This window comes from Pseudomonas sp. NFX183 (assembly GCF_047943075.1).
Lineage (GTDB): Bacteria > Pseudomonadota > Gammaproteobacteria > Pseudomonadales > Pseudomonadaceae > Aquipseudomonas.
On sequence record NZ_CP181333.1, the window covers coordinates 3,296,668 to 3,322,596 of the forward strand.

26 protein-coding genes, 1 tRNA gene and 1 pseudogene are annotated in these 25,929 nt (G+C 58.5%); 7 read left to right on the plus strand and 21 right to left on the minus strand.

The genetic code is table 11. The features are described from left to right. Positions 1 to 26: 26 nt before the first annotated feature. From ACM530_RS15345 to ACM530_RS15380, 8 genes are all read right to left on the minus strand, one after another. Positions 27 to 1,040 (minus strand): diguanylate cyclase domain-containing protein, encoded by a 1,014-nt coding sequence (locus ACM530_RS15345; protein ID WP_416362616.1) that lies wholly within the window; start codon positions 1,038 to 1,040, stop codon positions 27 to 29. Positions 1,041 to 1,224: 184 nt separating this feature from the next. Then, positions 1,225 to 1,518 (minus strand): XRE family transcriptional regulator, encoded by a 294-nt coding sequence (locus tag ACM530_RS15350; protein ID WP_145164243.1) that lies wholly within the window; start codon positions 1,516 to 1,518, stop codon positions 1,225 to 1,227. 9 nt (positions 1,519 to 1,527) lie between these two features. Beyond that, entirely contained in the window at positions 1,528 to 1,869 is a 342-nt protein-coding gene (locus ACM530_RS15355; protein ID WP_416362617.1) for a type II toxin-antitoxin system RelE/ParE family toxin, read from the minus strand. Between the two features lie 190 nt (positions 1,870 to 2,059). Continuing rightward, positions 2,060 to 3,955 carry an alkaline phosphatase family protein gene (locus tag ACM530_RS15360; RefSeq protein ID WP_416362618.1) on the minus strand — a complete coding sequence of 632 codons (1,896 nt, stop codon included), beginning with the start codon at positions 3,953 to 3,955 and terminating at the stop codon, positions 2,060 to 2,062. A 105-nt stretch (positions 3,956 to 4,060) separates the two neighbouring features. Then, positions 4,061 to 4,252, minus strand: coding sequence for a hypothetical protein (locus ACM530_RS15365; RefSeq protein WP_242201055.1), 192 nt, complete (start codon positions 4,250 to 4,252; stop codon positions 4,061 to 4,063). A gap of 218 nt (positions 4,253 to 4,470) precedes the next feature. Then, positions 4,471 to 6,714 (minus strand): ATP-binding protein, encoded by a 2,244-nt coding sequence (locus ACM530_RS15370; protein WP_416362619.1) that lies wholly within the window; start codon positions 6,712 to 6,714, stop codon positions 4,471 to 4,473. Next, positions 6,711 to 7,325, minus strand: a complete 615-nt coding sequence (locus ACM530_RS15375; protein WP_416362620.1) for a biliverdin-producing heme oxygenase — start codon at positions 7,323 to 7,325, stop codon at positions 6,711 to 6,713. Before ACM530_RS15375 ends, ACM530_RS15370 begins: the two co-directional genes overlap by 4 nt. 193 nt (positions 7,326 to 7,518) lie before the next feature. After that, the gene (locus ACM530_RS15380; protein WP_242201046.1) at positions 7,519 to 7,899 is read right to left on the minus strand and encodes a response regulator; all 381 of its coding nucleotides are present in this window, start codon (positions 7,897 to 7,899) and stop codon (positions 7,519 to 7,521) included. Between the two features lie 178 nt (positions 7,900 to 8,077). Here ACM530_RS15380 and ACM530_RS15385 point away from each other — a divergent pair, with 178 nt between their 5' ends. Then, on the plus strand, positions 8,078 to 8,452 hold the full coding sequence (locus ACM530_RS15385; RefSeq protein ID WP_369302149.1) for a c-type cytochrome: 375 nt from the start codon (positions 8,078 to 8,080) through the stop codon (positions 8,450 to 8,452). Here the strand turns inward: ACM530_RS15385 and ACM530_RS15390 are convergent, their stop codons facing one another. From ACM530_RS15390 to ACM530_RS15410, 5 genes are all read right to left on the minus strand, one after another. After that, on the minus strand, positions 8,453 to 10,474 hold the full coding sequence (locus ACM530_RS15390) for an LTA synthase family protein (RefSeq protein WP_416362621.1): 2,022 nt from the start codon (positions 10,472 to 10,474) through the stop codon (positions 8,453 to 8,455). Between the two features lie 1,011 nt (positions 10,475 to 11,485). Further along, the gene (locus ACM530_RS15395; RefSeq protein WP_416362622.1) at positions 11,486 to 12,082 is read right to left on the minus strand and encodes a hypothetical protein; all 597 of its coding nucleotides are present in this window, start codon (positions 12,080 to 12,082) and stop codon (positions 11,486 to 11,488) included. Continuing rightward, the gene (locus ACM530_RS15400) at positions 12,082 to 13,350 is read right to left on the minus strand and encodes a sialidase family protein (protein WP_416362623.1); all 1,269 of its coding nucleotides are present in this window, start codon (positions 13,348 to 13,350) and stop codon (positions 12,082 to 12,084) included. Before ACM530_RS15400 ends, ACM530_RS15395 begins: the two co-directional genes overlap by 1 nt. Before the next feature lie 23 nt (positions 13,351 to 13,373). After that, positions 13,374 to 13,919 carry a cytochrome b/b6 domain-containing protein gene (locus ACM530_RS15405; protein ID WP_242199869.1) on the minus strand — a complete coding sequence of 182 codons (546 nt, stop codon included), beginning with the start codon at positions 13,917 to 13,919 and terminating at the stop codon, positions 13,374 to 13,376. Further along, positions 13,919 to 14,185, minus strand: coding sequence for a PepSY domain-containing protein (locus ACM530_RS15410; RefSeq protein ID WP_416362624.1), 267 nt, complete (start codon positions 14,183 to 14,185; stop codon positions 13,919 to 13,921). Before ACM530_RS15410 ends, ACM530_RS15405 begins: the two co-directional genes overlap by 1 nt. Positions 14,186 to 14,331: 146 nt before the next feature. Here ACM530_RS15410 and ACM530_RS15415 point away from each other — a divergent pair, with 146 nt between their 5' ends. Both ACM530_RS15415 and ACM530_RS15420 read left to right on the plus strand, forming a co-directional pair. Further along, a complete protein-coding gene (locus ACM530_RS15415) occupies positions 14,332 to 14,994 on the plus strand; it encodes a response regulator (protein ID WP_416362625.1) in 663 nt (220 codons plus the stop codon). Then, positions 14,991 to 16,343 (plus strand): ATP-binding protein, encoded by a 1,353-nt coding sequence (locus ACM530_RS15420; protein WP_416362626.1) that lies wholly within the window; start codon positions 14,991 to 14,993, stop codon positions 16,341 to 16,343. The genes ACM530_RS15415 and ACM530_RS15420 overlap by 4 nt, the downstream gene beginning before the upstream one ends. Positions 16,344 to 16,566: 223 nt before the next feature. On the opposite strand, the gene ACM530_RS15425 is transcribed toward ACM530_RS15420, so the two are convergent. The 3 genes from ACM530_RS15425 to ACM530_RS15435 are packed head-to-tail and all read right to left on the minus strand — an operon-like array spanning position 16,567 to position 18,568. Next, a complete protein-coding gene (locus tag ACM530_RS15425; protein ID WP_369302144.1) occupies positions 16,567 to 17,190 on the minus strand; it encodes a DUF3916 domain-containing protein in 624 nt (207 codons plus the stop codon). 23 nt (positions 17,191 to 17,213) lie between these two features. After that, on the minus strand, positions 17,214 to 17,438 hold the full coding sequence (locus ACM530_RS15430) for a pyocin S6 family toxin immunity protein (protein WP_145164211.1): 225 nt from the start codon (positions 17,436 to 17,438) through the stop codon (positions 17,214 to 17,216). Then, on the minus strand, positions 17,435 to 18,568 hold the full coding sequence (locus ACM530_RS15435; protein WP_416362627.1) for a colicin E3/pyocin S6 family cytotoxin: 1,134 nt from the start codon (positions 18,566 to 18,568) through the stop codon (positions 17,435 to 17,437). The genes ACM530_RS15430 and ACM530_RS15435 overlap by 4 nt, the downstream gene beginning before the upstream one ends. 122 nt (positions 18,569 to 18,690) lie before the next feature. Between ACM530_RS15435 and ACM530_RS15440 the strand changes: the two are divergent. After that, positions 18,691 to 18,945: pseudogene (locus tag ACM530_RS15440) on the plus strand (DUF3077 domain-containing protein); the annotation flags it as partial. Positions 18,946 to 19,170: 225 nt separating this feature from the next. Further along, positions 19,171 to 19,806 carry a LysE family translocator gene (locus tag ACM530_RS15445; protein WP_145164208.1) on the plus strand — a complete coding sequence of 212 codons (636 nt, stop codon included), beginning with the start codon at positions 19,171 to 19,173 and terminating at the stop codon, positions 19,804 to 19,806. A gap of 6 nt (positions 19,807 to 19,812) precedes the next feature. Here the strand turns inward: ACM530_RS15445 and ACM530_RS15450 are convergent, their stop codons facing one another. Beyond that, positions 19,813 to 20,142 (minus strand): hypothetical protein, encoded by a 330-nt coding sequence (locus ACM530_RS15450; protein ID WP_145164206.1) that lies wholly within the window; start codon positions 20,140 to 20,142, stop codon positions 19,813 to 19,815. Positions 20,143 to 20,323: 181 nt separating this feature from the next. Further along, a complete protein-coding gene (locus ACM530_RS15455; protein WP_416362628.1) occupies positions 20,324 to 20,731 on the minus strand; it encodes a hypothetical protein in 408 nt (135 codons plus the stop codon). 115 nt (positions 20,732 to 20,846) lie between these two features. On the opposite strand from ACM530_RS15455, the gene ACM530_RS15460 reads away from it, so the two are divergent. Beyond that, positions 20,847 to 21,997, plus strand: a protein-coding gene (locus ACM530_RS15460) for an IS3 family transposase (protein WP_104502081.1) whose coding sequence is annotated in 2 segments (ribosomal slippage) — positions 20,847 to 21,081 and positions 21,081 to 21,997 — 1,152 coding nt in all. Because the reading frame shifts where the segments join, the coding sequence is not laid out codon by codon here. 106 nt (positions 21,998 to 22,103) lie between these two features. On the opposite strand, the gene ACM530_RS15465 is transcribed toward ACM530_RS15460, so the two are convergent. From ACM530_RS15465 to ACM530_RS15475, 3 genes are all read right to left on the minus strand, one after another. Continuing rightward, positions 22,104 to 23,015 (minus strand): hypothetical protein, encoded by a 912-nt coding sequence (locus ACM530_RS15465; RefSeq protein WP_313598805.1) that lies wholly within the window; start codon positions 23,013 to 23,015, stop codon positions 22,104 to 22,106. A 246-nt stretch (positions 23,016 to 23,261) separates the two neighbouring features. Next, positions 23,262 to 24,503 (minus strand): tyrosine-type recombinase/integrase, encoded by a 1,242-nt coding sequence (locus ACM530_RS15470; protein WP_313598803.1) that lies wholly within the window; start codon positions 24,501 to 24,503, stop codon positions 23,262 to 23,264. 164 nt (positions 24,504 to 24,667) lie between these two features. After that, positions 24,668 to 24,752: transfer RNA gene (locus tag ACM530_RS15475), tRNA-Leu, on the minus strand. A gap of 108 nt (positions 24,753 to 24,860) precedes the next feature. Here ACM530_RS15475 and queA point away from each other — a divergent pair. Then, entirely contained in the window at positions 24,861 to 25,925 is a 1,065-nt protein-coding gene (gene queA / locus ACM530_RS15480) for a tRNA preQ1(34) S-adenosylmethionine ribosyltransferase-isomerase QueA (RefSeq protein WP_416362629.1), read from the plus strand. Positions 25,926 to 25,929 lie beyond the last annotated feature (4 nt).

Sequence of the window (25,929 nt, forward strand, 5' to 3'; positions counted from 1 at the left end):
ACGCCAAGCCAGTGGGGGCGCCGTATTTATTCTGACACCACGTCCTTTCCAGCCCCCTTGGACCGATACAGCGCCTGATCGGCGCGTGCCATCAAGGCGGCGGGGGCCTCGCCCATACGACGTTCGACCACACCCAGGCTCAGGGTCACTTTGAAATCACCCACGGGGGGGATTTCGGTGATTTTCTGCCGCACGCTTTCGGCCAGTTGCTTGGCCGAATCGAGGGTGCTTTTGGGCAGCACCACCATAAACTCGTCACCGCCCCAGCGCGCCAGCAAATCACCGGGGCGCACACAGGCTTCCAGGTTTTCCACTACCCGAATCAGGGTCCTATCGCCGACGCCGTGGCCGTGTTGGTCATTGATCGGCTTGAAGTCATCGATATCCATGGCCACTAATGCCAGTGGCACGCGGAAGCGCTCGGCACGCTCGCACTCCTCCAGCAGCACTTTTTCCAGGCGATAACGGTTGGCGATACGCGTCAGGGCGTCCTGTTCGGCCAGGGAGCGGTTCTCATCGAGCTGCAATTGCAGTTGCTGATTGACCCGAGACAATTCACGGGTGCGTTCGGCCACCAGAGCCTCCAGCGATTGGTTACGCTTTTGCAGCTGTTCGATGGAGTTCTTGCGGGTGTGAATATCGCGGTGTGCGCCGACCATGCGGGCTACCGAGCCGTCAGGGTTACGTGCAATGACGTAGCCCCGGTCTTCGATCCACAGGTAGCTGCCGTCTTCTTTTCGGCAGCGGTACTCGGCCTGGTAATGGGGGGCGCGCTGGTTGATGTAGTCATCAAACACGGCCATCACGCGCGGGTAATCCTCGGCGTGGATCACGTTCTCCCAGGTGAACACAGTGTTTTCCAGGGAGTGGCGGGGGTAACCCAGCATCTCGTACCAACCGGGGTTGCGGTAGACGAAGCCGGTATTGGCGTTCCAGTCCCAGATGCCGTCGCTGACCAGTTCCATGACGGCGTGCAACATGTCGGCGTTGAGTTCGGAAAAGTCATTGCGCAGCGGTTTATTGCCGGAGTTATCGCCCATCTTTGCGCTTCCCTGCGTGTGCTGGTTTGTAAGGCCAGTCTTCGTTGACGCCGATACTCCGTGGCTGGCGCTACTGTACATCGGGACTTGCGCGGTTTGAATAGGGCGGGTGTGCTGCTTTAGATGTATGGCTATGAGCCACCTATGCTGGATTTACGTGGACCGGTTTTCACGTCATCACCGGTCATGTATTGGCGTTCGGTAAAAGCCGCACTTCTACCCGCTGGCCCAACGCTCTTGCGGCACTTGCCAGGGTTGCCAGAGTCATGCCTGCATCGTTTTGATCCAGCGCCCGATCCACAGCAGTGCGGCTGGTGTGCATACGTTCTGCCAGCGCTTTCTTGCTGACTTTCTGCGCCTTCATTGCTTGCGCCAACTGCCAGGCGATAACACGCTTCAATGCGGCAGCGGACACTTCTTCTATGAGCCCATCGTCACTTAGAAAATCATCGAAGTTGGAGCCGATATGTTTATTCATGGTGGTCCCTCAAAGCTTGCTTTTACGACGCCTCGCGGTGTTCAGGTCCACTGACGTCGTTTTCTGGCTCTTTTTGATAAAGCCGTGCAGCAACACAATTTCGCGGTTAACTAACGTAAAAATGACCCGTGCAATGTTCTCATTGAGGTCACTTCGTATTTCCCAAAGGCTGTGCTCCAGCTTTCGAACCAGCGGCATTCCCAGCGGCCATCCTATCTGGACTGCTTTGATGTCAATGCCTATGAGTCTGCGTGACTCCCTTGGCAGTTCCAGCAGCCATTCACGCACGGGCTCGTTGCCAGCCTGCGTTCGGAAAAACGCGACGCTCAACATGAGAGGTAAGTCGTTCACAAGAGTGCACCAAAATAGGTTCATACGGCAATCGGCGATTGATGAAGCTTTTCGCGAAGAACGGTCAGAGCCTGGCACTTTTTTTGTGAGCGATGGATGTCGAAGCTTTGCAGAAAATTACAGCAAAAACAGGTAGTTATGAATTTTCCGCAGAGTGAGTGCGAGCGTGGTTTTGCATGTGTAAGAAAACTTACTCCGGCGCCAGCATCCTCGTCCGAGGCTTTCCATCGGCGTTGTGCTGGTAAATCGCCTCCGGTTGGCCGTGGTCGTTGAAAAACACCTGGCCGATGCCTGCCGAATTCCACAGCCGTTCGCCCGCTTCGGCATGTTCCGGAATATGGGGTACCACCTGCATGGTACGGCGGCGCGTGAACCAGTTGAGCGGTGAGCGCGGTGAATAGAGCCAGCGGTTCAGGCGGTCGAACCATTCCAGCAGGCGTGGGGGGAACTCGTTCTTGATGCCGCTGCTGGTGATTTGCCAGATGCTCGGCCCGCCGTTGCGGTAGCGGATCATCACTTGGTAGACGAACGAGTAATGCACGTCGCCCGAGAGGATCACGTAGTTACCCGGCGTGCGCGAGTGGCGGAAGATGTTGAGGATTACCTGGGCGGCGCCGCGATGGGCCATCCAGTTTTCGGCGTCTACCAGCAGCGGGTAGCCACACCAACTGAACACCTTCTGCACGGTTTCGATCAGCTTGACGCCAAAGACGGGCGCGGGCGAGACGATGATGGCGCAGGGGTGGTCCAGCAGTTCCTGTTGCAGCTCACTCAAGGCTTCCCAGTCCAGCAGGCCAGAGGGCTGCTTGAGGGTGAACTCGCTGCGCCAGCGGCGGGTACGGGTGTCGAGCACCACCAGGGCCGGTGTAGTGGGCAGTACGTAATGCCAGTGCTGGAATTTCAGCAGCGCCGCCAGCAGGTCATCTTGCAGGCCGGCGTCCAAGTGGTTGCCTTTAACCTGGGTGGCCAGTGCCTGGGTTTGGCTCAGCAGCTCAGCGAACACATCCGGCTGGTTGCCCCAACCCTGGCACAGCAAGTAGGCGAGCAGGGCATTGCCGATAATGCGCCTGGAGAACGGGTGGCCGTAGGCGGTTTCTTCCCATTGGGCACTGAGGTTCCAGTCGTCGGTGATGTCGTGATCGTCGAAGATCATCAGCGTCGACAGATGAGCCAAGACCCGTGCGGCGCCCGGCAACCCTTGTCGGAACTGATCAATAGGCACCTGCTCGCGGACATAACGCTGGTGTTCCTCGACGCTCAGTTGCGGGGGGTGTGGTGTGATCAACTGCCAGGGCGTGGGCGACCAGGACAGCAGGTACATCGCGATCACCTCGGCAAAGCTCACCAGGTGATTGTCGGCCGTGCTGCTGGTGAAAATCGGCTTCTTTACGCCACCAAAAAACCGCTCGCGCAGGGTCTCGTTGCTGTCCAGCGCCGGGAGCAGTTCGGCGCGATGGTAATAGCTGGCGCGATGCCCGTAGAGGCTGGCGCTGTCAGTCACCACCGCACCTTCCAAGTATTCGTCAAACAGGCCCAGTCGCGCGATCAGCGCGTGAATCGCGCGCAGCATCGGGCCGGCGACATCGTCGGCGTAGATCTGGTCACCGCTCATCATCAGCAAGGCCGGGCGCTCGGTCGGCGTGTGTGCGTCGGCCAGCAGGCGGTCGACGCACAGCAAGCCGTCGTCGGCTCGGTGGTGCGGTTTGCGGCAGGAGCCGTGCACCAACTGGTGGATACGGCTATGCAGCACGAAGTTCGGCTGCCGGGCGTCGGCATACAGCAGGTGCGGCGCCCATTCGGCGATGCCCAGGTTGTCGATCAGCAGGTCATAGCCGATGACCACGTCCAACGGCAGGGCGTCGTCCAGCGCCACGTCGATCAGGTGGATGAAGGCGTGGCGCCCCACCGGCACGACTTGGCACTGGCCCTGATCCAGGCGGATATCGCGGCTGTGTTCGGCAACGTGCAGCCTCAAGGTCGGCGACAGTTCACGGCTTGCCACCAGCCACAACACCAGGCGGCGAGGCTCCAGCCGCCGTAACAGCGGCCCGGCAAGAACGGCGGGCAGTGTGCCTGCTTCAAGCATAGGAATGAGGACTCTGTGCAGGAAAGGCCGGCAGGTTAACCCAGCGGATGTCAGTGTTTTGTTAAGGGATGGCGGGGCGGGATGGCTTGCCCCGCCTTTCACAGGCTAGAGCAGATTGCCCTTGCCCAGGCTTTCCAGGTTGCCGGAGCGGTTGTTCTTGTCTGGGGTATTTGCGCCGCTCAGGCCTATGGCCGACGCCTGATCGAGGCTTGGCTTCGGCGGTTGTGGCGCAGGCGCGGCGTTGATCATCTGGATGGTGTTGATGTAGTTCAAGTTAGCGCTGAGAAAAAAATCCATTGGGTGTGCTCGGTAAGGCCAGGGAAGTGTTGTCGCGTTGTGAACGCGCACAGAACTTACAAAGCCTTGGCTGGCGCGGCTATACACGCGTTGAGTCAAAACATGACAAGGCTACCGGCCACCAACTCGTCGCGGCCAGGGTGGTATGTTGCGGGTTTAACCAGCCGGCCTGATGTGGAGAGCAAGCCCGCTCGCCACATCAAGTCCACTTTCCGCTGTCAGGGGTGTGACCCCTCGACTCCCTTGGGTACCGTAAAACGAAATTCGCTGCCCCGGCCAACCTCGCTGTGCGCGTCGATTTGCCCGCCATGGGCCTGGACGATGCCCTGAGTGATGTACAGCCCCAACCCGCTGCCGGTCGGGTTGTTTTCGGTCTGGGTCCAGTAGCGATCAAACACATGCGGTAACTGTTCAGGCGCAATGCCTTCACCGGAATCGCGCACCGAAAATACGATCTCTTCGTCATTGCTCATGGCGCTCACGCCGATGTTCCCCTGGCGCGGGGTAAACTTGATGGCGTTGCCGATGAGGTTCGACAACACCTGGAACAGACGCTCAGGGTCCCCGTTGATCTGCAACCCCGGTTCTGCGTTGAACGACAGTTCAATGCCTTTCTCCATCGCCAGCGGCGCGAGCAGGGCATAGGCTTCTTCAAACATCTGGCTGACGTCCAGCACCACCGGCTTGACCACATAACGGCCCGCCTCGATTTTCGAGGTGTCGAGCAAGTCTTCCAGCAGCACGTTCATGCGCCCTGCGGCCTGTTGCATGGTGTCGATCGCCGAAGAAATACGTCGCGAGGTGTGCGGGCCTTCGGAACTGAACGCCTTTTGCATCATGCCGCAGAGCATCGAGATAACGGTCATCGGGTTACGCAGGTCGTGGGACACCACCGCCACCAGGTCATCACGCGCGCGTACGGCTTGCTGTTCGCGCAACACTTGGCGGGCAAGGTCATTTTCCAGGGCTGAACGGCGCAGGTCGTTGGCAGCAAAACGGTCGCCATGGCTCCATTTGGTGGAGATGCCGGCCATTTCCACTTTCCAGATTTCAAACGAGGTCCGTGGGCGAAGGCGCAAGCCGGCGTCTGACTCTTCCAGATTCAACGGCTTGTCCGGGTTGCCGCTCCAGTTGATGTTCTCTTTCACTTCCGGGCGAAACCACAGCACGCCGTTATCCACAGGCTTTGGCAGGCTCATGGCCAACACGCCACTGGCCACGTGCTGGAACTCGGCGGCCGGCGGATACACCGAGGTCAGGTTGTGGCTGGAAAACACCGGTTCGCCGCTGGCTTGCAGCCATGCGTGCAGCGCGCGAATCTGCTCGGGCTGCGGGCAGTTGCCGTAACGGTGCAACTGTTTGTCCTCGATGATTGCCACGCCGCCCGACAGCGTCAGGTCCATCAGGACTTGCGGCTGCTGGGCCAGGCCGTCGAACACGTTTTGTTCGGATGCTTTCATCGCGCGATCAAGCAGGGCCAGGGCCTCGACCTTTTCGTCGCGTTGGCGGCTCAGGTCCAGGGCTTCCATGGCGCTGATCTGCAACGACAGCACCTGGCCGATGGTTTGGCAGGCCAGGCGCAGGTCATTGGGCACCAGCAGTGGCTCGCGGTTACCGCAACTGATCAGGCCCCAGAGCTTGTCGCCTGCCATCAAGGAGATGCTCATGGACGACAGCACGCCCATGTTCTGCATGTACTGGCAGTGAATCGGCGACACGCTGCGCAGGGTCGCAAAGCTCAGGTCCAGCGGTTGGCCGGTGTCCGGGCGCAGCTTGGGCAGCAACGGCACGGGTTCATAAGCGGCATTCGGGATGATGCGCAGCCAGTTGGTGCGGTACAGCTCGCGGGCTTGCTCGGGGATGTCGGACGCCGGAAAGAACAGCCCGTTGAACAGCTCCATGGACGGCGCCGAGGCTTCGGCGATCACCTGGCCATGGCCTTCCTCTTCGAAGCGGTAGATCAGCACTCGGTCGTAGCCGGTCATGGCCTGGATTTCATTCACGCTGATTTCGTACAGCGCTTGCAGGGTTTTCGCTGCCTGCAGGCGTTGCAGCATCTTGCCCAGATCGCTGGTGCGACCATTGAGGGCTCGCGGTTTGAAATCTTCCAGGCGTGGTTCGAATTCCAGCACCAGCACCGCTTGATGGCGGTGCAGCAGGCCTTCGAATTGCGCGCCATTGAAGGTGACATGCAGCGCTGGCGCGTCGAAAAACGTGTTGTGTTCAGCCATGACCTGCACGGCTTGAGCATGTTCGGCGCCGATCAACCTGTGCAGCGGCTGACCCAGCAGCGACTCGGGCGTGTGACCGAACAGGCTGCCGACGTTGGCGCTGACCTGAATGATGTGCAGGTCCGGCTCCGACAACGTCAGCATCACACCATGGGGCTGTATCGCGCCGGGGGTGCGGATGGGTTCGTCGGCACAGTTGGCAAGCAGCTCTTCAAAATCTTCAGGTTTCATAGCAGTACCTCCTGGCTGACGAGCCAATGCTCGAAGCCGCTGAATGTCGAACAAGCTGCCTGCACTGCGCGCTGTTTGGCGTGCGCATCGAGGGGTTGGCGGCTCAGGTAATCGAGAAAGTCTTTCCAGCGTCGACCGGTCTCGGCGCCGTACACATTGAGAAACGCGCCGCCGTGTTCGGCATCGATGCCCAGGCGCTGGGCCATTTCCCGGCGCAGCAATTGGCCACCCAGGGTCGCGCCTTCCAGTACATAGAGGGCACCGAGGCAGGCGGCGGCGGTATCGAACAGTGGCAGGCTGGTGCAACGCGGCAGGGCACTGATGGCGTCGTCAGTCAGGCCAAGGGCGTAAAGATCGTGCAGGAGTGTGGGCGTTTTCACACGCAATGACGTATCGAATCCATCGGGGATCAAGCCACAGTCATACAGCGCCGATTCCATTGGCTCATAAAAACCGTAGTACGCCTGAAGCAAGCGCTGGTACCACTCGGCATCCAGACGCTCGGAGAAAAACGGCAGGCGTTTTTCCAGCGCTACATGCAGCAGGGCGGTGCCTGAACGTAACGCTTCCAGCAATGAGGGCGCACTGACGTCAGGGGCCTGTGAATGCATTCAATGAGCTCGAACTGTGGGCCTTCCGGCCATGAATGACGCTGTAAATGGGCGACGATTCTACACAACTCATTGCCATCACCTGTGCGCACTAGGCGAAAAGGCTGACCGGCGGATCAGAAAAGTCACTCCTTGCGTGATTAATGACCACGGAAAAGCACCTCAAGTTCGCTTTTGTGATATCGCGACGATATCAGTGCAGGGACATACCCTGTTGGCTCAGCGCCGTTTGTACGCACTCAACCAGGTGTTCGGCGCTCCACGGCTTGGGTAAAAAACGCACGGAACCGCCCAACTGCGCCGCCAGCTTGATATTGCCGGAGGTCAGCACCACGGGCACAGACGGCCAGCGATGCGCTACCACCTTGCTCAAGTCATAACCATTGAGCAAACCGGGCATCTGGATATCACTGACAATCAGATCCACGGGGTCGTCGCCGCGCTCCAGGTAAATCATCCCTTCATCCGCCGAAGGAAATGACGTGACGTGCGCCCCGAAATCCTCCAGTACATCCACCATTAACGAGCGAATGATCTCGTCGTCTTCCAGCACTAAAATCGATGGCTGAGCCATGATCCTTACTCCACCATCAGGGTTCAGTAAGGTGGAGTGGGGCGGGCGTGAATAGGTTCGATTGGATATATTCCGGGCGATGGATGGTCGGTTTAGAGCGGGTAGCAGGGCGTTGCCCGCAGCGGCACAGTGCGCTTGCAGGCATAATCGCCTCACCGTTTCCTGATGTGGAGCCTTCATGAAGCACGCTTTATTGACCCTCGCCCTGATTCTCACCACCACCCCGGCTTTAGCGGCAGGCGATGCCGAGGCGGGCGGCAAGCTTTTCAGCAAGACCTGCGGCGGCTGCCACAGCATCGGCGAAGGCGCGCGCGGCGGCTTCGGCCCGCAGCTTAACGGCATCATCGGCCGCCCTGCCGGCACCACCACGGACTACCAGTACTCCGACGCGATGAAAAACTCCGGCGTGGTCTGGACCCGCGACAAACTCGCCGCCTATATCGAGGCGCCAAAAAAAGTCGTCAGCGGCACGCGCATGATTTTCTGGGGCATCAGCGACCCGGAAAAGATTGAAAACATCCTGGCCTACCTCGAAACCTTCCAGCCCAAATGATCACTCGCGCACGTTCCTGAACAGCATCAACCGCGCACTTTCATGCAGCCCGCGCGTCAGGCCCTGCAGGCGCTGAAACTCTTCAGGGTGCTGCTCGGCCACGTCTTCGCGAGGTGTTGGCGACGCCAGGTCATGCAGGGTTGGTGAACTGCCGTCGTGTTGCATCTGCAACAGAAAGTCCTGGGTCACGCCGCCGATAATCGGGAACGTGCCCTCGTGCAACACCAGTGGCACCACACGTTCGCCTTCCGGTGCCGGCTGCTGGATGTCGCGGCCCATCGCGCCAGTGCGAAAGGGGACGCCTGCCATGCCGGCCACTGTAGGCAACAAATCCGCAAGGCCCACCGCCTCTTCAATCACCCGCGGTTGCAGGCCCGGCGCGTGGATCAGCAACGGCACGTTGTTGCTTTCCAGACCCAGTTGCTCGAAGGCCGGCGGCATGTGCGGGATCTGGCTGATGCGGGTGTTGTGGTCGCCGAAGAACACAAAAATGCTGTTGTCGTACCAGCCGCCGGCCTTGGCGATGTCCATCAGGCGGCCGATGTTGAAGTCCAGCAAACGCACTGCGTTGTACTGCTCGACGCTGCGCGAGCCAGCGGCCTGGGCCTGCTCCAGGGTCACGTCACGGACCTGGAAGCCGTCGTTCTGCTTGGGAATGGTGAACGGGCGATGGTTGCCGGAGGTTTGCACGTAAGCGAAGAACGGCCTCTCCTTGGGCACGGCGCGCAGCAGTTGGTCGCCCTCCTTGAACAGGTCCAGGTCAGAGATGCCCCACACGTCCACCCGCGGTGAGCGCCAATAGCTTTCATCAAACAGCTGCACGCCGTCGATGCTCTGGCGGATCAACGCATTGATATTCGCCCAGCCAGCGTTGCCGTTGATCATGTAGAACTTCTGGTAGCTCTCGAACGCGTTGATCAGCGTGTGCTGCCGCGTGATCAGCGGGTTGCGCGTGGCGGTCTCCTGGCGCGTCACATCGGGCACGCCAGTGATGCTCGCCCACACGGTTTTGGCGGTGCCGGTGACGGGCACGTAGAAATGTTTGAAGAACCAGCTTTGCGTAGCCAACTTGTCCAGGTTCGGCGTGGGGTTCAGCGGGTTGCCGTAGGCACCGACGGCGCTGGTGCCGAGGGATTCAAGCATCACGAAAATCACATTGGGCGGGCGCTCGCCTTGCAGGCGATAAGGTTGCACGCCTTGTTCGCGGGTGAAATTCAGTTGTTGGGGATCGGGCTGGTCAATGCCCAGATACTCGGCTATTTGCGGGTAATGCTTGCGCACTGTGGCTTCATCGAATTGCGCTTGGCCGACCTTGAGCGTGTCGTATAAAAACAGCACCGGGTTCAGGCCCACAGCGGCAACCTGGCTGTTGCCGGAAAAAAACGCATCGCTCCAGCGCAGCGGCACCGGGTTTTCCAGGTTGAGGTTGGCCACGCGGCCGAGCAGCGCCAGCAGCACGGCGACAACCCCGACGAAAGCCATAGAAGCTACGGCCCATTTGCCGATGACTGTGGGTTCGCGATCCAGGGTCAATCGCTCCAGGCACACCAACGCCCATACCCACAGCGCCACGGCGGCCAGCCAGCAGGTGGTTATCCACAGCACCGGGTAGGTTTCCCACACCATCTGTTGCGAAATCTGTGCGTCTTGCAGGTAGCGCAACACGGTCGCGTTGATGCGCACGCCGAGGTAGGCGTAGTGGCCAAAGTCGATGATGTACACCAGGCCGACCACGGCCAGGGCCACGACCAGATAGCCGCGCGCCAGCCAGCGTAGGGCGGGCAGGGTGGTGAGGTTCCAGCGTGGGAGCCAGGCCAGCACGGCCAGTGGCAACATGATCAACACGGCCAGGCGCAGGTCGAAACGCAGGCCGATGCCCAGGGTTTCTGCCAGCCCCGGGGTGTTTAAATCCAGACCGGAAAAGCTGATCAAAAACACCAGCCGCAAAGCCGCCAGCAACGCAAACACCAACCCGATCGCGCCCACGCCGTAGCGCAGGCGGCGTGATTGCAACACACCCATTATTGACCTCTACTCAATCTCACAAACACCACACAGCAAATGAGGGAGCAGGCTTGCCCGCGAAAGCGGTGGTTCATTACCAGCGTTGTCGCCTGACACGCCGCCTTCGCGGGCAAGCCCGCTCCCACAGTTTGAGTTGCATTAACCCGGCGACTACGCAGTAGCCCCGGGAGCGGATCGCCATCGGTGACCCCTCCCAATCTCCAAAACGACGCCACTCCAATGTGGGAGCGGGCTTGCCCGCGAAGGCGGTTTATCAGTGCCAGCGTTGTTACCTGACACGCCGCCTTCGCAGGCAAGCCAGCTCCCACAGTTTGGATTGCGTTAACCAGTGACTACGCAGTAGCCCGTCGGGAGCCGATCGACCCCATTTGATCCTCCTGCCCAACCTCCAAAACGACGCCAATCCAATGTGGGAGCGGGCTTGCTCGCGAAAGCGGTCTATCAGTGCCAGCGTTGTCGCCTGATAAGCCGCCTTCGCAGGCAAGCCAGCTCCCACAGTTTGGATCGCGTTAACCCGTGACTACGCAGTAGCCCGTCGGGAGCGGATCGCCATCACTGACCCTTCCCAACCTCCAAAACGACGCTGATCCAATGTGGGAGCGGGCTTGCCCGCGAAAGCGGTTTATCAGTGCCAGCGTTGTTACCTGACACGCCGCTTTCGCAGGCAAGCCAGCTCCCACAGTTTGGATTGCGCTAACCAGTGACTATGCAGTAGCCCGCCGGGAGCGGATCGCCATCAGTGACCCTTCCCAATTTCCCAAACGATGCCACTCCAATGTGGGAGCGGGCTTGCCCGCGAAAGCGGTGGTTCAGTGCCAGCGGTGTTGCCTGACACGCCGCTTTCGCAGGCAAGCCAGCTCCCACAGTTTGGATCGCGTTAACCAGTGACTACGCAGTGGCCCGACGGGAGCGGATCGCCATCAGTGTCCCTTTCCAACCTCCAAAACGACGCTGATCCAATGTGGGAGCGGGCTTGCCCGCGAAGGCGGTTTATCAGTGCCAGCGTTGTTACCTGACACGCCGCATTCGTGAGCAAGTCCGCTCCCACAGGTTGAGTTGCATTAACCCGGCGACTACGCAGTAGCCCGCCAGGAGCGGATCGATCAGGTAATCCCAATAGTTCTCCGACGCCTTGAGCCGCAGCGCGAAGGCCAGGGTGCCCACTGCCAGCATCCACACCGTCAACGTGTTGCGCAGCCAGAGCAGCAGTAAGGCCGCCGCGCCCACCAGCACAATCATCGGCCGCGGGTTGAAGCCCCAGCGGTAAGGGTCGTAATACGTCAGGCCCATCGTGGCCGGATACAGCAGCAGGCTCAGCGTGCCAAACAGCACCAGCAGTTGCACTTGATGTGGGCGATTAACCGGCTGCACCACGCCCAATCGGCACAGCGTCACCCACGCCAGCAACACCAAGGTGCTGATCGCCAGGTCATCGGTAAAGCTGCGCACGTACGCCGCCAACGGCAGTTCATTCACCGGGATAAAACTCAGCGCCACCAGCATCGGCAGCAACCACGGCCGCCACGGCGCGGTAAAGCGAAACAGGCTTAAGAGCACAAACCCCAGCAGCACAAAACTCAAATGGGCCTGCCACACAGAAACCATCACAAATGCTCCGCCAGCCAGGCTTCGTTGAAGCTGACATGTTTGATAAAGGTGTTATTCCACGAGTACACCACGTGGTACATGCCGTCCGGGCTGCGGCTGAAATACGGGTACTCGTACTCGAAATCGCAGCCGCGCGGTTTGCACACGCGGTAATCCAGGTTGCTCAGAAAGCGTTGTTCCAGTGGCAGACGCTTGGCGCCGCTGGAGGCGCGAAAGCCCTCGCCGATGATTTCTTTATAGGCCTCGTGGGAGAACGGCTGGCCGAGCGGGTCGGGCGACTGGTCCAGTTCCACCACCGTACGCCATTGGCTGAACTGGGCGTTGGTCCAGTAGAGGCTGAGCTTGAAGCGACCGTCTTGCAGGTCGTTGAGGGCCACCAGCAAACCGTCATCCTCAGTAGCCACTGCCGCCAGGGATGAATTGGGGTTGGCCGGCTCCAGCGGGTACGGCTCACTCCAGGTTTGCCCGGCATCAATGGTGCGGCTGGCGAGCACGCGGTGATGGGTTTCGCCGGCGTAGCGCAACATCGCCACGGCGCGCTGGCCGTCCTGCGCCACGATGGTCGGCTGCAGGGAGTGCTTGCCACGGCTGATGCGGAATTTGTCGATCACCGCGCCGTCGGGGCTCAAGTACAGGTACTCGGCAAACTTGCCCATGAACTCGTGATACACCGGCAAGCCAATCGAACCGTCGGCGTGAAACACCGGCGCGGCGCGCACCAGCGTGCTGATATTAAAGAACGGTGAGGTCACCAATTGCCGCGGCGCCGACCAGTTTGCGCCGAGGTCAGTGGAGACCATCACGTTGATCGCGCTGGTGGCCCAGCCGCCGACCGACACCGACACATAAAACATCCACAGGCGTTTATCCGGCCCCAGCGCAATCACCGGATTGCCCAGTTTGCGAATGTAGCGCTGCGTGCCGTCGCGGGTACTTTCGCGCGTGGCCAGCACCTGCTCGGCGCCCCATTCGCCGCTGCGCGCATCAAACTTTGCGGTGCGCACCTGCACATCGGCGGCGCCTTCGCGGCTGCCGGCAAACCACACGGCCATCAAGTCGCCGCCGGGCAGGGCGGTGACGGAGGAGGCGTGCACAAAGTCGGTGAGTTGCGAGGACACAAAGCGGCTGGTGTATTGCGGCGCCGTCGCGACCTTGGAGGTATTCGGGCTCGCCTGGGCAAACGGCGCCAGCACGTGCGGCGGATGGCTTTGCCAGGCGGCGAAAAACACCGCGAGCAGGCTGCAGATCAGTAAGGCGGAGCGCATAGAGAACCTGTTGGGGAAAAGGATTACTGCGCACGCTCATCCGGCAGGCGCTTCCTGCGACCGGTGAGCATGGATAACGGCAGGTTGTCCTTCACCTGGAGACTTTCATACACGGCGGCCAGCACATGCACGCAGACCAGACCCAGCAGCACATTGGCGGCGGTTTCGTGGACTTGCAGCGGCCAGTCGGCGCCCCATAACGCGTCGACTTCCTGCATCAGGAAACCGCTGATACCGAGGGTCAGCAGCGCCGACAACATCAACAGCATCACCAGCGCGCCGATGGGCGAATGACCGAGGCGGTGCAGCCCTCGCCCGTCCAACACCCGACGCACATGGGCACTGAGTCGCGCAGGCGATGGCCAGAAATCTGACCAACGTGCACTGCGCGGTCCTACGAACCCCCACACCAGTCGCACCAGCAACCAGGCCATGGCGTAGTAGCCCAGCCACACATGCCAGTCGTCGCCCGCTTCGTTAAAGAAGTAGTTGGCGACGAAGACCCCGGCGATAGACAGATGAAACAGCCTTACCAGAGGGTCCCACAGGCGCAGGGATTCGCTTGGCATCAGCCCTTGATCTCAGTCTTCACGGCTTTGCCGGTGACCGGGTCGTGGTAGATCTCGACCTTGCGTTTGTCTTTGTCGAAGCCGTAGATCTCGTAGCAGTTACCGTCGGTGACCTTGAACTTGCTGATCTCGTACCCTTGCGCCTTGAGCGTGTCCTGGAAGGCTTTTTCGTCTTGCCACTGCGAGCGTTCGGCGGTGGTGCACTGCGGGCCGGCGAGGGCCATGGGGCTGGCGATAATCAGGGACAGCAGGAGAATTATGCGCATGGAAAAGCTCTCAGCAGATGTGGGAGATTTCACAGTGCAAAACCAACCTTAGCGCAACCTTAGTTGGCAACGCGCCGTAACATCTTTCCCCGAAGGGGCCGCTGCAGAACCGGCATCATTCCGCCGTTTCCTACAGAGATTCCGCAATGCGCCTACTCCTAGTCGAAGATGATCGTGCCCTCGGCCAGGGCATTCGCGTGGCATTGGGCGCAGAAGGCTACACCCTGGATTGGCTGCAGGATGGCCTCAGCGCCTTGCACGCACTGCGCACCGAAAGCTTCGATTTGCTCCTGCTCGACCTCGGCCTGCCGCGCCTCGATGGCCTCGACCTGTTGCAGCAACTGCGTGCCGGGCAATACGACCTGCCGGTGCTGATCCTCACCGCCCGCGACGGCACCGCTGAACGTATCGCCGGCCTGGACGCTGGCGCCGACGACTACCTGATCAAGCCCTTCGACGTCGAAGAACTCAAAGCCCGCGTGCGCGCCCTGTTGCGCCGCAGCCAGGGCCGCGCGCAGCCGATGTTGGAGCACGCTGGCGTCAGCCTCGACCCGGCTACCCAGCAAGTGCGCTATCAGGATCAAGACATCATCGTCACCCCAATGGAATACCAGCTGCTGCACCAACTGATGGTGCGCCCCGGCAAAGTCGTGACCCGCGAGCGCCTGTCCCGGGCGCTGTACGGTTGGCAAGACCGGGTGGAGAGCAACACCCTGGAAGTGCTGATCCATAACCTGCGCAAAAAGTTATCCACCGAGCTGATCCGCACCGTGCGCGGCGTCGGCTATGTACTAGCGCTCAAGCCATGACCTCCGTTCGCGCGCGCATTCTTATTCCGGTGCTGGTGTTTATTTTGCTCGGCGACGCGCTGATCAGCTGGCTGGTGCTGCGCGACAGCCACCATGAAATCGAAGAAGTCTATGACGCTCAACTCGCCCAAAGCGCACGCCTGCTGCAAGGCGTACTGCGCCAACGCGACCCCGGCGAAGCGGATTGGGACAGGTTGTATCAGGCGTTCGACCAGGCCATGAGCCGCGTCGGCGAGGACGGCGTCGCCCACCCGTATGAAACCCGCCTGACCTTCCAGGTATGGCGCACCGACGGTCAACTCCTCGTGCGCTCCGCCGAGGCGCCCGTGCTGGCTGCGCCGCCGACTACCCTCGGCGCCCACGACATCATGGATAACGGCAACGACTGGTGCGCCTTCCTCCTCGCCGACCCGCAGCAGGGCTTGCTGATCTGGGTGGGCGAGCGCGACGACATTCGCCAGGACCTGATCGAACGCATCGTGCGCCACACCCTCTGGCCCACCCTGATCGGCGTGCCGCTACTGACCGTGTTGATCTGGCTGACCATCGGCTGGGGCCTGAAACCGTTGCGCGCCATGGTGATGTCAATTCGCGGGCGCAGTACCGACACCTTGCAGCCGCTGCACCTCAAGCCGCTGCCGACTGATCTGGAACCGATGCAAACGGCGCTTAATCGGTTGTTGGTGCAGATGGATGACCTGCTCGAGCGCGAACGACGGTTTATCGCGGATGCAGCGCATGAACTGCGCACGCCGCTGGCGATTTTGCGCATCCACGCGCAGAACGCTCAAAGCGCTGCGACCGAAGAACAGCGGCGCGAAGCATTGGATTTTCTGGTGAATGGCGTGGACCGCGCCACGCGGATTGGGAGCCAGTTGCTGACCATGGCGCGCATCGAGCCGCAACTGAACAACCCCGTGTGCAAGCCTGTGCAACTGACGGAACTGGTGCGCGAAGAACTGGCTGAGCTGACGCCGCTGGCGATGGAAAAGGGTGTGGAGCTGGTGCTGGAAGGGGAGGAGCAATGTTGGGTACAAACCGAGCCGGTGGCGTTGGCGATTGCTCTGCAAAACCTGGTGACTAACGCGCTTAACTTTTCCCCCGCGGGCAGCGAAGTGAAAGTGGTGATCGGCGCTGACTGCTTGAGCGTGGAAGACCAAGGTCCGGGGATTGATGAAGCGGAAATGGAGCGCTTGTTTGAGCGGTTTTACAGTCGGCATAACGCCAATGGCGCTGGGCTGGGGTTGGCGATTGTGGAGATGATTGTCGGGAAGATCGGATGCAGGCTTACGCTGCTCAATCTGGAGCAGGGCGGCCTGCGCGCGCGGCTGGTATTCAAGGAAACCTGAAGCAGCCCGGCTCAAATGTGGGAGTTGTCGAGCCCCAGCGAGGCTACGAAGGGATCGCCTCGGTACGCCTGACCGACCGAAGCACTTGCATCGCTGCGCTCCCACGTCCTGTGCGCCTCTAGCAGCAAAAAAATCCGTTTGGTACGCCGCGAAGGCGACGCGGAACAGCGCATGAAAACACTGGGATATTGTGTTGAGGGGCAGGGACCAGGGCCAAGTCGAGCTAAGAGGTCGGGCCGAACAAATGCGGGTGCTGCGCCTGGAAGGACCTGAAGGTCTGGTACTTCCAGCGCTCACCACCTGGGTCTTCGTCTGTCGTGCTGACCTCGCCGAAGTACCAGTGCTCTGACTCGAAGATATCTCCGTCTTCATTCTCGTGAATGAAGTGAAAGCCGACTTCGTGAAGCCCCGGTGGGATGGTCAGGCTCCATTCTTTGGCCAGGCTTCGGCCAGTGATTCGAGCTTGGCGAAAGTACTCATAGTCGAAAGGTTGAGTGTGGCCCAAGTAGCGAGCTTTATCGGTGTAGACACAGACTCGGCTTGAGAACATGTCCGGAAGCATGACGCAGGCGACAACCCAGCATTCAGGGGCGTCGTCTGGTCGCGCTTTAAGCAGATGGCCTGAGACATTGATCAACTGTTGAGCACAGTGCGCCTGAATTTCCGGTGTGGTTTGTTTGCCCTCAACAAGATTTTCGATGACGGGGATTCTTTCGGTTACGTAGTCAGGTTGAGGCGGTAATTCTTCGTAGAAACAGCCTTCGAAGCTGTCGGCCCAGCGGCTCAGGGCTTTGAGGCGCCTGGGGATGTTGCGGAGTTTTTTGTTTGTTAGTGAAAGTCTGCGCATAAGGCTAAATTCTCTTAGGTTGGTTACTCGTGTGAGGAAAGGAACAGGTCAAGGTGGTTGGGCAGTTTTAAGGCACACGCTTTTTCGATTTTGAGTGTTTGTTCTTCCGTCAATGGGTAATCAAATACGCAATCCTCAGGCTGGCTCCATCCCATAATCTCCATTAGCTCTTGAGTGGATAGAGATAGCTCTTTCTCAAAGGATGCAAAATCCTCGTTAGGCAAAACGCCCATAATTACGTGGTTCATGGCTCTACCCTCCTACTAGGATCGGCTGGCTTTCGTTGTTTTCCGGTTATATGGTCGAACTCGCCGAGATGAACTCCATGTTTGGTGTACTTTTCGACAGCGCCATGTTGAAAGTCCCACTCATAGATTGTCCCGTCCGGATCTTTCCATCTAGGACGTTTACCTCCTCCTTTCATGGGCGTTTTAGAGCGTGCCCATTTTGCTTTTGGAAACGCAGCCAAGAGTTTAGGCTTGGTGTGGTAGGAGTGATCCCCAGCCCGAACGCTAACCACCACATACAGCGGCCGAACCCCCGACTCCACCGGGAACCCCAGAATAAAATCCCGATACTGCGGCGGATAAATCGGGTTCACCAGAATCTGCGCGGCCTTCTCGGTCGGTGGGTAAATCCAAATCACCGGCGCTTGCGGCGCTGCCTCCAAGGCCGGAATACCCAGCGTGTCGCCCGGATCAACCGCAGGCGTCCAGATCAGCTCCACGCCCTCACCCAAATCCGCTACAAATTGGTCGCCACGGCTTTGGAATTGCACCACATCAATCATCTGCCAATCGGCATGGTTGCCCGTGTAAAACCCATACCCCTTGAGCGTGCCGTCCTCACGCTGCTCCACATGCAAACGCATCTGCGACCGCGCCTGTGGCAGCGAACGCAATTGCTCCTCGCTGTAGAGCGCGCTATCACCCAGCTCCGACGGCCAAGCCAGCGCCACCAAACCGGCCAATAATCCACCGGCGACAGTGCCAGCTGCGGTGGCTGCGGATTCCACCACCGCCGAACGCAACGCCAACTGCCCTAAACCAACGGGCAGGGCGCTGCCGCTGATCTTGCGCAAAGCAACCGCGCCTCGGCTGTCCACCTCGCGCCCACCCAACAGGCTGAAGTGGCCGTAATCCTTGATCAGCTCCAGCGGTACGTAACCGGTGGGGTCGTTGTAGCGAATGATGCCGTCGGGCAGTTGGCAGGGTTTGGTGAACACGCAGCCCGGAAGCTTTACGGGCGTAGCCGCCGGGGCAGGTGCCGAGTTGAATAAGTCTATCGGCGGCGAATAGGGCTCCCGTTTCGGCTGCGGAATCAGGATGCGCCGTTTGAGTTGTTCTTCTTCGGTGATGGGGTACGCGCGTTCTGACATGACGGGCTCACTTCCTTGTGCGAGGGAGTGAGCGTACGAGGGGGGATCAGAGGTTGATGTCGGTGTTGTTCGATGGTGTGCGTGGGAAAAGTCATTCTGTTAGCGACGATAATTAAAAAGGGGGCCAACAGCCCGACCTCCACCGCCTATTTCGCGTCAACTCCGGCGTACTCATCCGCGTTGACCTGGAGCATGCCTCCGCGCTGCTGCACTGTTCCAAAATGCTCGCGTTGGATGCCGCCATGGACAACAGCGCGGATCGCTACGCCTGGGCGGCGCATTATTTGGGGGGGATGGCGAAGGCGGTGGTGGATGATTTGGCTAATGGGATGTTGCCGAATGGGGTGATGGAAGAGGGCGACGCTGTTGGTGTGTAGGCGGGTGAGTTGAGGGTGTGGCGGCTGGCGTCTTCGCAGGCAAGCCAGCTCCCACAGTGGAGGGTGTACATCCGTTGAATCAGTGTTGGCAGTAAAGAGACCTTGGGACGCCAAGGTCTCTTTTTTTGTTTATGTGTATGACGTTTTGCTCGCGGATCTGTATCTAACGGCCTGCTTTTCATCGCCCTACCATGGTGCCCAGCACAACTCTTAAGGAGCGACACCATGCCCGAACTGTCCAGCTGGCTAGCCTACGGCCTGATCTCACTCGGCATGGTACTCACGCCCGGGCCGAACATGATTTACCTCATTTCCCGCTCGATTTGCCAAGGCCGTACGGCCGGGTTGATTTCGCTGGGCGGTGTTGCGCTGGGGTTTGTGGTTTACATGTTGTGCGCGGCATTGGGGATTACCGCGCTGGTGATGGCGGTGCCGTTTGCCTACGACGCGCTGCGGCTCGGCGGGGCGTTGTACCTGGTGTACCTGGCCTGGCAGGCGGTCAAGCCGGGTGGTCGTTCGCCGTTTCAGGTTCGGGATTTGCCCCAGGACAGCCCGCGCAAACTGTTCATGATGGGCTTTGTGACCAACCTGCTGAACCCCAAAGTGGCAGTCATGTACTTGTCGTTGCTGCCGCAGTTTATCGACCCGAACGGGCATGGCAGTGTGCTGACGCAATCGCTGATTTTGGGCTTTACGCAGATTGCCATCAGCGTGAGCGTCAACTCGGTGATTGCCGTTATGGCGGGCTCCATCGCGGTGTTCTTCGTCACCCGCCCGGGTTGGCAGGTGGCGCAGCGCTGGGTGATGGGCTCGGTGTTGATGGGGTTGGCGGTGCGAATGGCGGTTGAAGGGCGGCGGTAAGTCGCGTCACAGGATGGCTTTCAGGTAGTCCTTGAGTGCGTTGAGCGGGGCGTCGAGTGCTTCGAGTGTCGGCGCTTGGCGCACGTCCACCGCAAGCCGTTGCAGCTCACGCCCCATCACCGTGTTTGGCCCGCCCAGGGAGTCGAGTGCTAATGTCAGGCATTCATCAAGCTTGAGCTGAATCGCGGCCAAATCCCCCTGACGCACCAACAACCCGAACACCTCGCGCTCATACCCATCCATGACCAGGTCATCGCGCAGAATCGGGCTCGCACCTTCGGTCTCATGCACCAACTTGAGAGCAAAAAGGGCAACAGCTTCCAGCGTCAATTCCATGGTCCCGGCTCCTTAACGTCTGCGTTCGCCTGTGCCTGCTCACTTTTTCACAGGCGAAAAAAAAGACCTTGAATTTCAAGGTCTTTCTTTAAGATGGTGCCCGAGGGAGACTCGTGCATTCCATATAAATCAAGCCTTGCAGGGTGATTGTAAGATTAGGGATACAAGCCGGGATACACATTTAGTCCGGCTGCGTCTTATCCTTGGGCGGGAAGAGTAATGCAAGGCGAGCACGTACGACAGATGCTTCAACGGTTTCGACAAATTTTCTGACGTCCTCCATTGCCTGCGTAACCCATTCTGCTGGAAATGAGTGCTCCGCCCCATTCTTGTCCTTTCCGTTCCTATGAACAACGTCGTGCCTGATCTGTACTAATTCAAGAAGTCTGATCTTGAGCTCTTCGTCTGGAAAGATATCTACCTCTAGGGCGATCTTAAAAATAGCCTCGATTTTTGGGAGGTTGTGATAAAGCAGTCCCTTGAGGTAGCTGCGGATCCTGTCACTTACCACCTCAGGGTTTGCCAATATAGTGCTCAAAGGGACCTTCTCAGCGGATAACTCTTTATCTTTGATGGCTAAGCGCTGCATCGCCTTCGGTTCTGTAAGTACTGCGCCTTGGAGCGTATCTCCTAGGTACGCCTTGAATCGCCCCTAGTTTCGTAGACACCTCCAAGCCTTAAAATGAGGCCCATTAGGAGGTGCCATGAGCAACCAGCGTTATCCCGAAGAATTCAAAATCCAGGCGGTCAAGCAAGTGACCGAAAAGCAGCTTCCTGTCTCGGAGGTGGCTGCACGATTGGGTGTGTCTGTGCACAGCCTCTATGCCTGGGTTAAGCGCTACACCAAGCCTCAGGAACAGCGCGTTGAGGAGGATGATCAGAGCGCTGAGGTTCGTCGTCTACGTGCCGAGCTGAAACGGGTGACGGAGGAGCGAGACATCTTAAAAAAGGCCGCCGCGTACTTTGCCAAGGAGTGCGGCTGAAGTACGCCTTTATTAAGCAGCAAGCGGGTCATTACGCGATTCGACGGCTTTGCCTGACGCTCAAGGTTCATCCCAGCGGCTACTACGCGTGGCTATCAGAACCAAAATCTGCGCGAGCCAAGGACGATCAGCGACTGCTTGGATTGATCAAACACTCCTGGCTGGAAAGCGGTGGCGTTTATGGCTATCGAAAGATCCATGATGACCTGCGAGAGGTTGGTGAGAGCTGTGGCCGTCACCGGGTGGCTAGGTTGATGCGCCTTGAAGGTTTACGTTCTCAGACTGGGTATCGACGGAGGCCTGGAAAATACGGCGGTAAGCCAGCCGTTGCCTCACCGAACTTACTGAAGCGCCAATTCGATGTCAGAGAACCCAACAAAGTTTGGGTCACAGACATTACCTACATCCGAACATATGAAGGCTGGCTGTATTTGGCCGTGGTGCTCGATCTGTTTTCACGCCAGATCATTGGTTGGTCAATGAAGTCGCAGATGACCAGCGACGTAGCCATTGATGCACTGCTGATGGCGGTTTGGAGACGTAAGCCGAAGCAAGAGGTGATGATCCACTCGGATCAAGGCAGTCAGTACAGCAGCTCAGACTGGCGAAGCTTCTTGAAAGCTAACAACCTGGTAGCCAGCATGAGTCGTCGAGGTAATTGCCACGACAACGCTGTGGCGGAGAGCTTTTTCCAGTTGCTGAAGCGGGAACGGATCAAGCGTAAAATCTACACTACACGCCAGGATGCTCGAGATGATGTGTTCGATTACATCGAGATGTTTTACAACCCAAAACGACGCCACAGTTTCAACAATCAGCTGTCACCGGTAGAGTTTGAAAAGCGTTACGCAGCGAGCCTTGAGAGTGTCTAGAAAACCCGGGGCGATTCATAGTCGTGCCTGTAAAGTGAAAGACAGGCACAGACTAAGAGGCAAAAAAAAAGCAAACACGGTTTGCTTTTCTCCCACTGCATAAAAATTATGTGGGTAGAAAACCGCCTTTCTTTAGGTATTTCCTTACGGTTGGTATAGAGCCCTTGCCCTGTTTAACGAGCATTTTGACGAGGTCGGCCGCTGATATTTTGGGGTCAATAGCGATTTGCTTTATTGCCGATTTGCTTATCTCTTCAAAAAGCTTTTTGGTTCTCTCTTGCTTCACTGTCCCCGGCTTGCCGTTGGCTTTCCCGGCTGCTTTGGCTCTTTCCGACGCTTTAGCTGCAAATGCCTGATCGAGTGCAGTTCGAAGAAACCGAGATGCGATCAAGTCGTTTCTGAGGTTGTCCATGTGGTCAGCTTCTTGGTACAGCGAAGCTAACATCAAGGCTTTTGAGGTCTCGCCATACCGAATGGCGAACTCCTCCCGGGCCTCTATTTCAAGTTCGCTGCTACGCTCCCTTTCCCTTTTGAGGAGAGAAGCATACTGGGTGGCGTCAGTTAGCCTGATCTGCTCAACCAGATCATAGTCAAGGTCATAGAGACGCAGCTCTAGGTTGAAAAGCCAGTTGCCAAGTGCCGTTACTGCCTCGACTGCCTGAATGAGCGCATAGGTTGCTACAAGCTGGGTGTCGCTGGCTGGGTGATTGACCCCTAAGACGCCTCGAATGACTCTAGGTAGTGAGGTCGCTTCGGAAAAACAAACGTGCTGATCAATCACGCTTCGAAGATGAAACATCTTCGTTGTAGTTGATTCTGCACAGTCAGCGTAGCGGCCGTCCTCTAGCCAGTAGGACATCGCGTTGTCGATGCAGTGAAACGCATCGCTAAAGCGTTCGGAGAATTGGTGATACAACGACAACGTGCGAACAGCGATTTCAACATCGTCGAGATCCCAAAGTAGGCAGCCGACATCCACGCCGGCGATTTCTAGTTCTATGCTGTACTCAATGTCCATTGAGTTCTCCCCGACGCCCCGAGGCCAGTGGGCTAACGCAGCGGTTTTCGAAGGGAAGCGCGGATGCCAGCAGGATTGCGGGTGTGGCCTTTCTGTAACACGACTGCTCGGTGTAACACGTGGTGTTCAGAGATTGCGCATTGCGTGTAACGCTAAATATGTTCAATAAAAACAATGGTTTATATGTTTGCGTAACACGGGTAACACCCGTAACACCATTTGTTAGGGGGTATAGGGTTAACTGCTTCACACGGCCTTCCCAAATTGACCTTGCACTACATTTCCGGCCTCTAGGGAATCAAGGTGATCGGCGTACCATTGCATCATTTTTACGCGTTGCTCAAAGTATTGGGCCTTGTTGTATACCCCCGAGATGCCTTCCTCTTTGTGAGCCAATTGCGCTTCAACATGTTCCTTCGGCCAGCCATGTTCTCGAAGTAACGTGCTCGCGGTGTGTCGAGTACCGTGTCCTACTAGACGCCCTTTGTAGCCGATGGTAGCGAAGACTTTGTTGATTGTGTTTTCGCTGATGGTTGGGTTCTTTGCTCCGACGCCGGGGAAAAGCCAGCGACTCCGTCCCGTTAAACAGTGCAGTTCCCTCAGTGCTGTAACGGCTTGGTGGGGAAGGGGGCATACAAAATCCCGGCGCATCTTCATCTTGGCAGCAGGCGTCGTCCAAATGGCCTTCTCAAGGTCGAACTCTTTCCATTCAGCCAAGCGGACCATGCCTGGGCGGGATGCCGTCCAGATACAAAGCCATGCGGCGGTACGTGCCGTCAGTCTGCTCGGAGTGTTTTTGAGTGCTTGGAGGAACTCAGCGAGTTCAGGCTCCAGCAAGTGTGGATGCTGCTGAGTCTTGGGCGCCTGGGCGGCAATGTCGCGAAGGCGGCTGCCCGGATCGTTTTCGGTGAGTCCTAAACCAATCGCTCGGCCGAAGATTTGGTTGATCCAGGTGCGGCACTTTTCTGCCACGTTGTGAGCGTCTCTAGCTTCGAGGGATGCCTGGAGATCTGCACAGTCCGTACGAGTGATTTCGTCGAGGGGCTTATCTCCCAATGCGGGGAGTATGTCCTTATCCAGGTAGGTGCGGATTTTATGAAGGGTAGATGGGGCGAGGCCTTTTTCTTCTTTGGCCTTTAGCCAAGCTTCAGCAGCAGCTCGAAACGTTCGGGCCTTGGCCGCATCGATCGCAGCTTTAGCGGATCGTTTCTGCTCAAGGGGATCGGCGCCGCTGCTTACTACCTTGCGTAGATCGGCAGCTTTGTCTCTTGCCAGCGCACCACTGACCTCTGGGTAACCCCCGAGCCCCATCCAAGCCCAATTGCCTGCTGGACGTTTGTAGCGTAGCTGCCAGGATTTACCACCATCAGGTTTGACCCTGAAGTAAAGGCCGTTTCCGTCTAGCTCCCGGTATTCCTTTGACTCCGGCTCCAGCCCTGCAAGCGTCGTGTCTGCAAGAGGGCGGCGCTTGATATCTGCGCGCTTCATCCTTGTATCCCAAAGTTCGGTATTTTTCTCAGGATACAAGCAGGGATACAGGGATACAACGGATAAGGGGAGACAGGGGTAGACAGACAGGCACAAAAAAACCGGCCAAGTGGCCGGTTTATCTGGGTCTGAGAGGCTGGTAGAGACTCTCAGATACTGCTATGTGGTGCCCCGAGGGAGACTCGAACTCCCACTCCTTTCGAAAACGGATTTTGAATCCGCCGCGTCTACCAATTCCGCCATCAGGGCTCAATGGCGGCGAAGTATAGAGATGAGATTACCGTTGGTCAATCACGTTTCATGGTCTATTTTCACTATTTCCGCTAGACTTCCCGGCCCTGCTAGACGAACCCCATCATGCGCGTTGCTGACTTTACTTTTGAGCTCCCTGATTCGCTGATCGCTCGCCACCCTTTGGCCGAGCGTCGCGCCAGTCGACTGCTGACCCTGGACGGGGTGAGCGGTGCCCTCGCACACCGTCAATTCACTGATTTGCTTGAGCATTTGCGCCCAGGCGATCTGATGGTGTTCAACAATACCCGGGTGATTCCGGCACGGCTGTTTGGCCAGAAAGCGTCCGGCGGCAAGCTGGAAATTCTGGTCGAACGGGTGCTGGACAGCCATCGTGTGCTGGCCCATGTGCGCTCCAGCAAGTCGCCGAAACCGGGTTCGAGCATCCTCATCGATGGCGGTGGCGAGGCCGAAATGGTCGCGCGCCATGACGCGCTGTTTGAGCTCAAGTTTGCCGAAGAGGTGTTGCCGCTGCTGGAACGCGTCGGCCATATGCCGTTGCCTCCTTATATAGACCGCCCCGATGAAGATGCGGACCGCGAGCGCTATCAGACGGTGTACTCGCGGCGCTTGGGTGCGGTTGCCGCGCCGACGGCTGGGCTGCATTTCGACCAGCCGCTGCTGGATGCGATTGCTGCCAAGGGCGTCGAAAGTGCCTATGTGACCCTGCACGTGGGGGCCGGCACGTTTCAGCCGGTGCGTGTGGATAACATCGAAGACCACCATATGCACAGCGAATGGCTCGAAGTCAGCCAGGAAGTGGTGGATGCGGTGGCGGCGTGCAAGGCGCGCGGCGGTCGTGTTGTGGCGGTGGGCACCACCAGCGTGCGGTCGCTGGAGAGTGCGGCGCGTGATGGCGTGCTCAAGCCGTTCAGCGGCGACACCGATATCTTTATTTTCCCGGGCCGGCCGTTTCATGTGGTCGATTGCCTGGTCACCAACTTCCATTTGCCGGAATCCACGCTGTTGATGCTGGTGTCGGCATTTGCCGGTTACCCGGAAACCATGGCCGCTTATCAAGCGGCCATCGCCAACGAGTACCGTTTTTTCAGCTACGGTGATGCGATGTTTATCACCCGAAACCCTGCGCCGACTGCTCCTAAAGAAGCGGGCCCTGAGGAACAACTATGAGTCG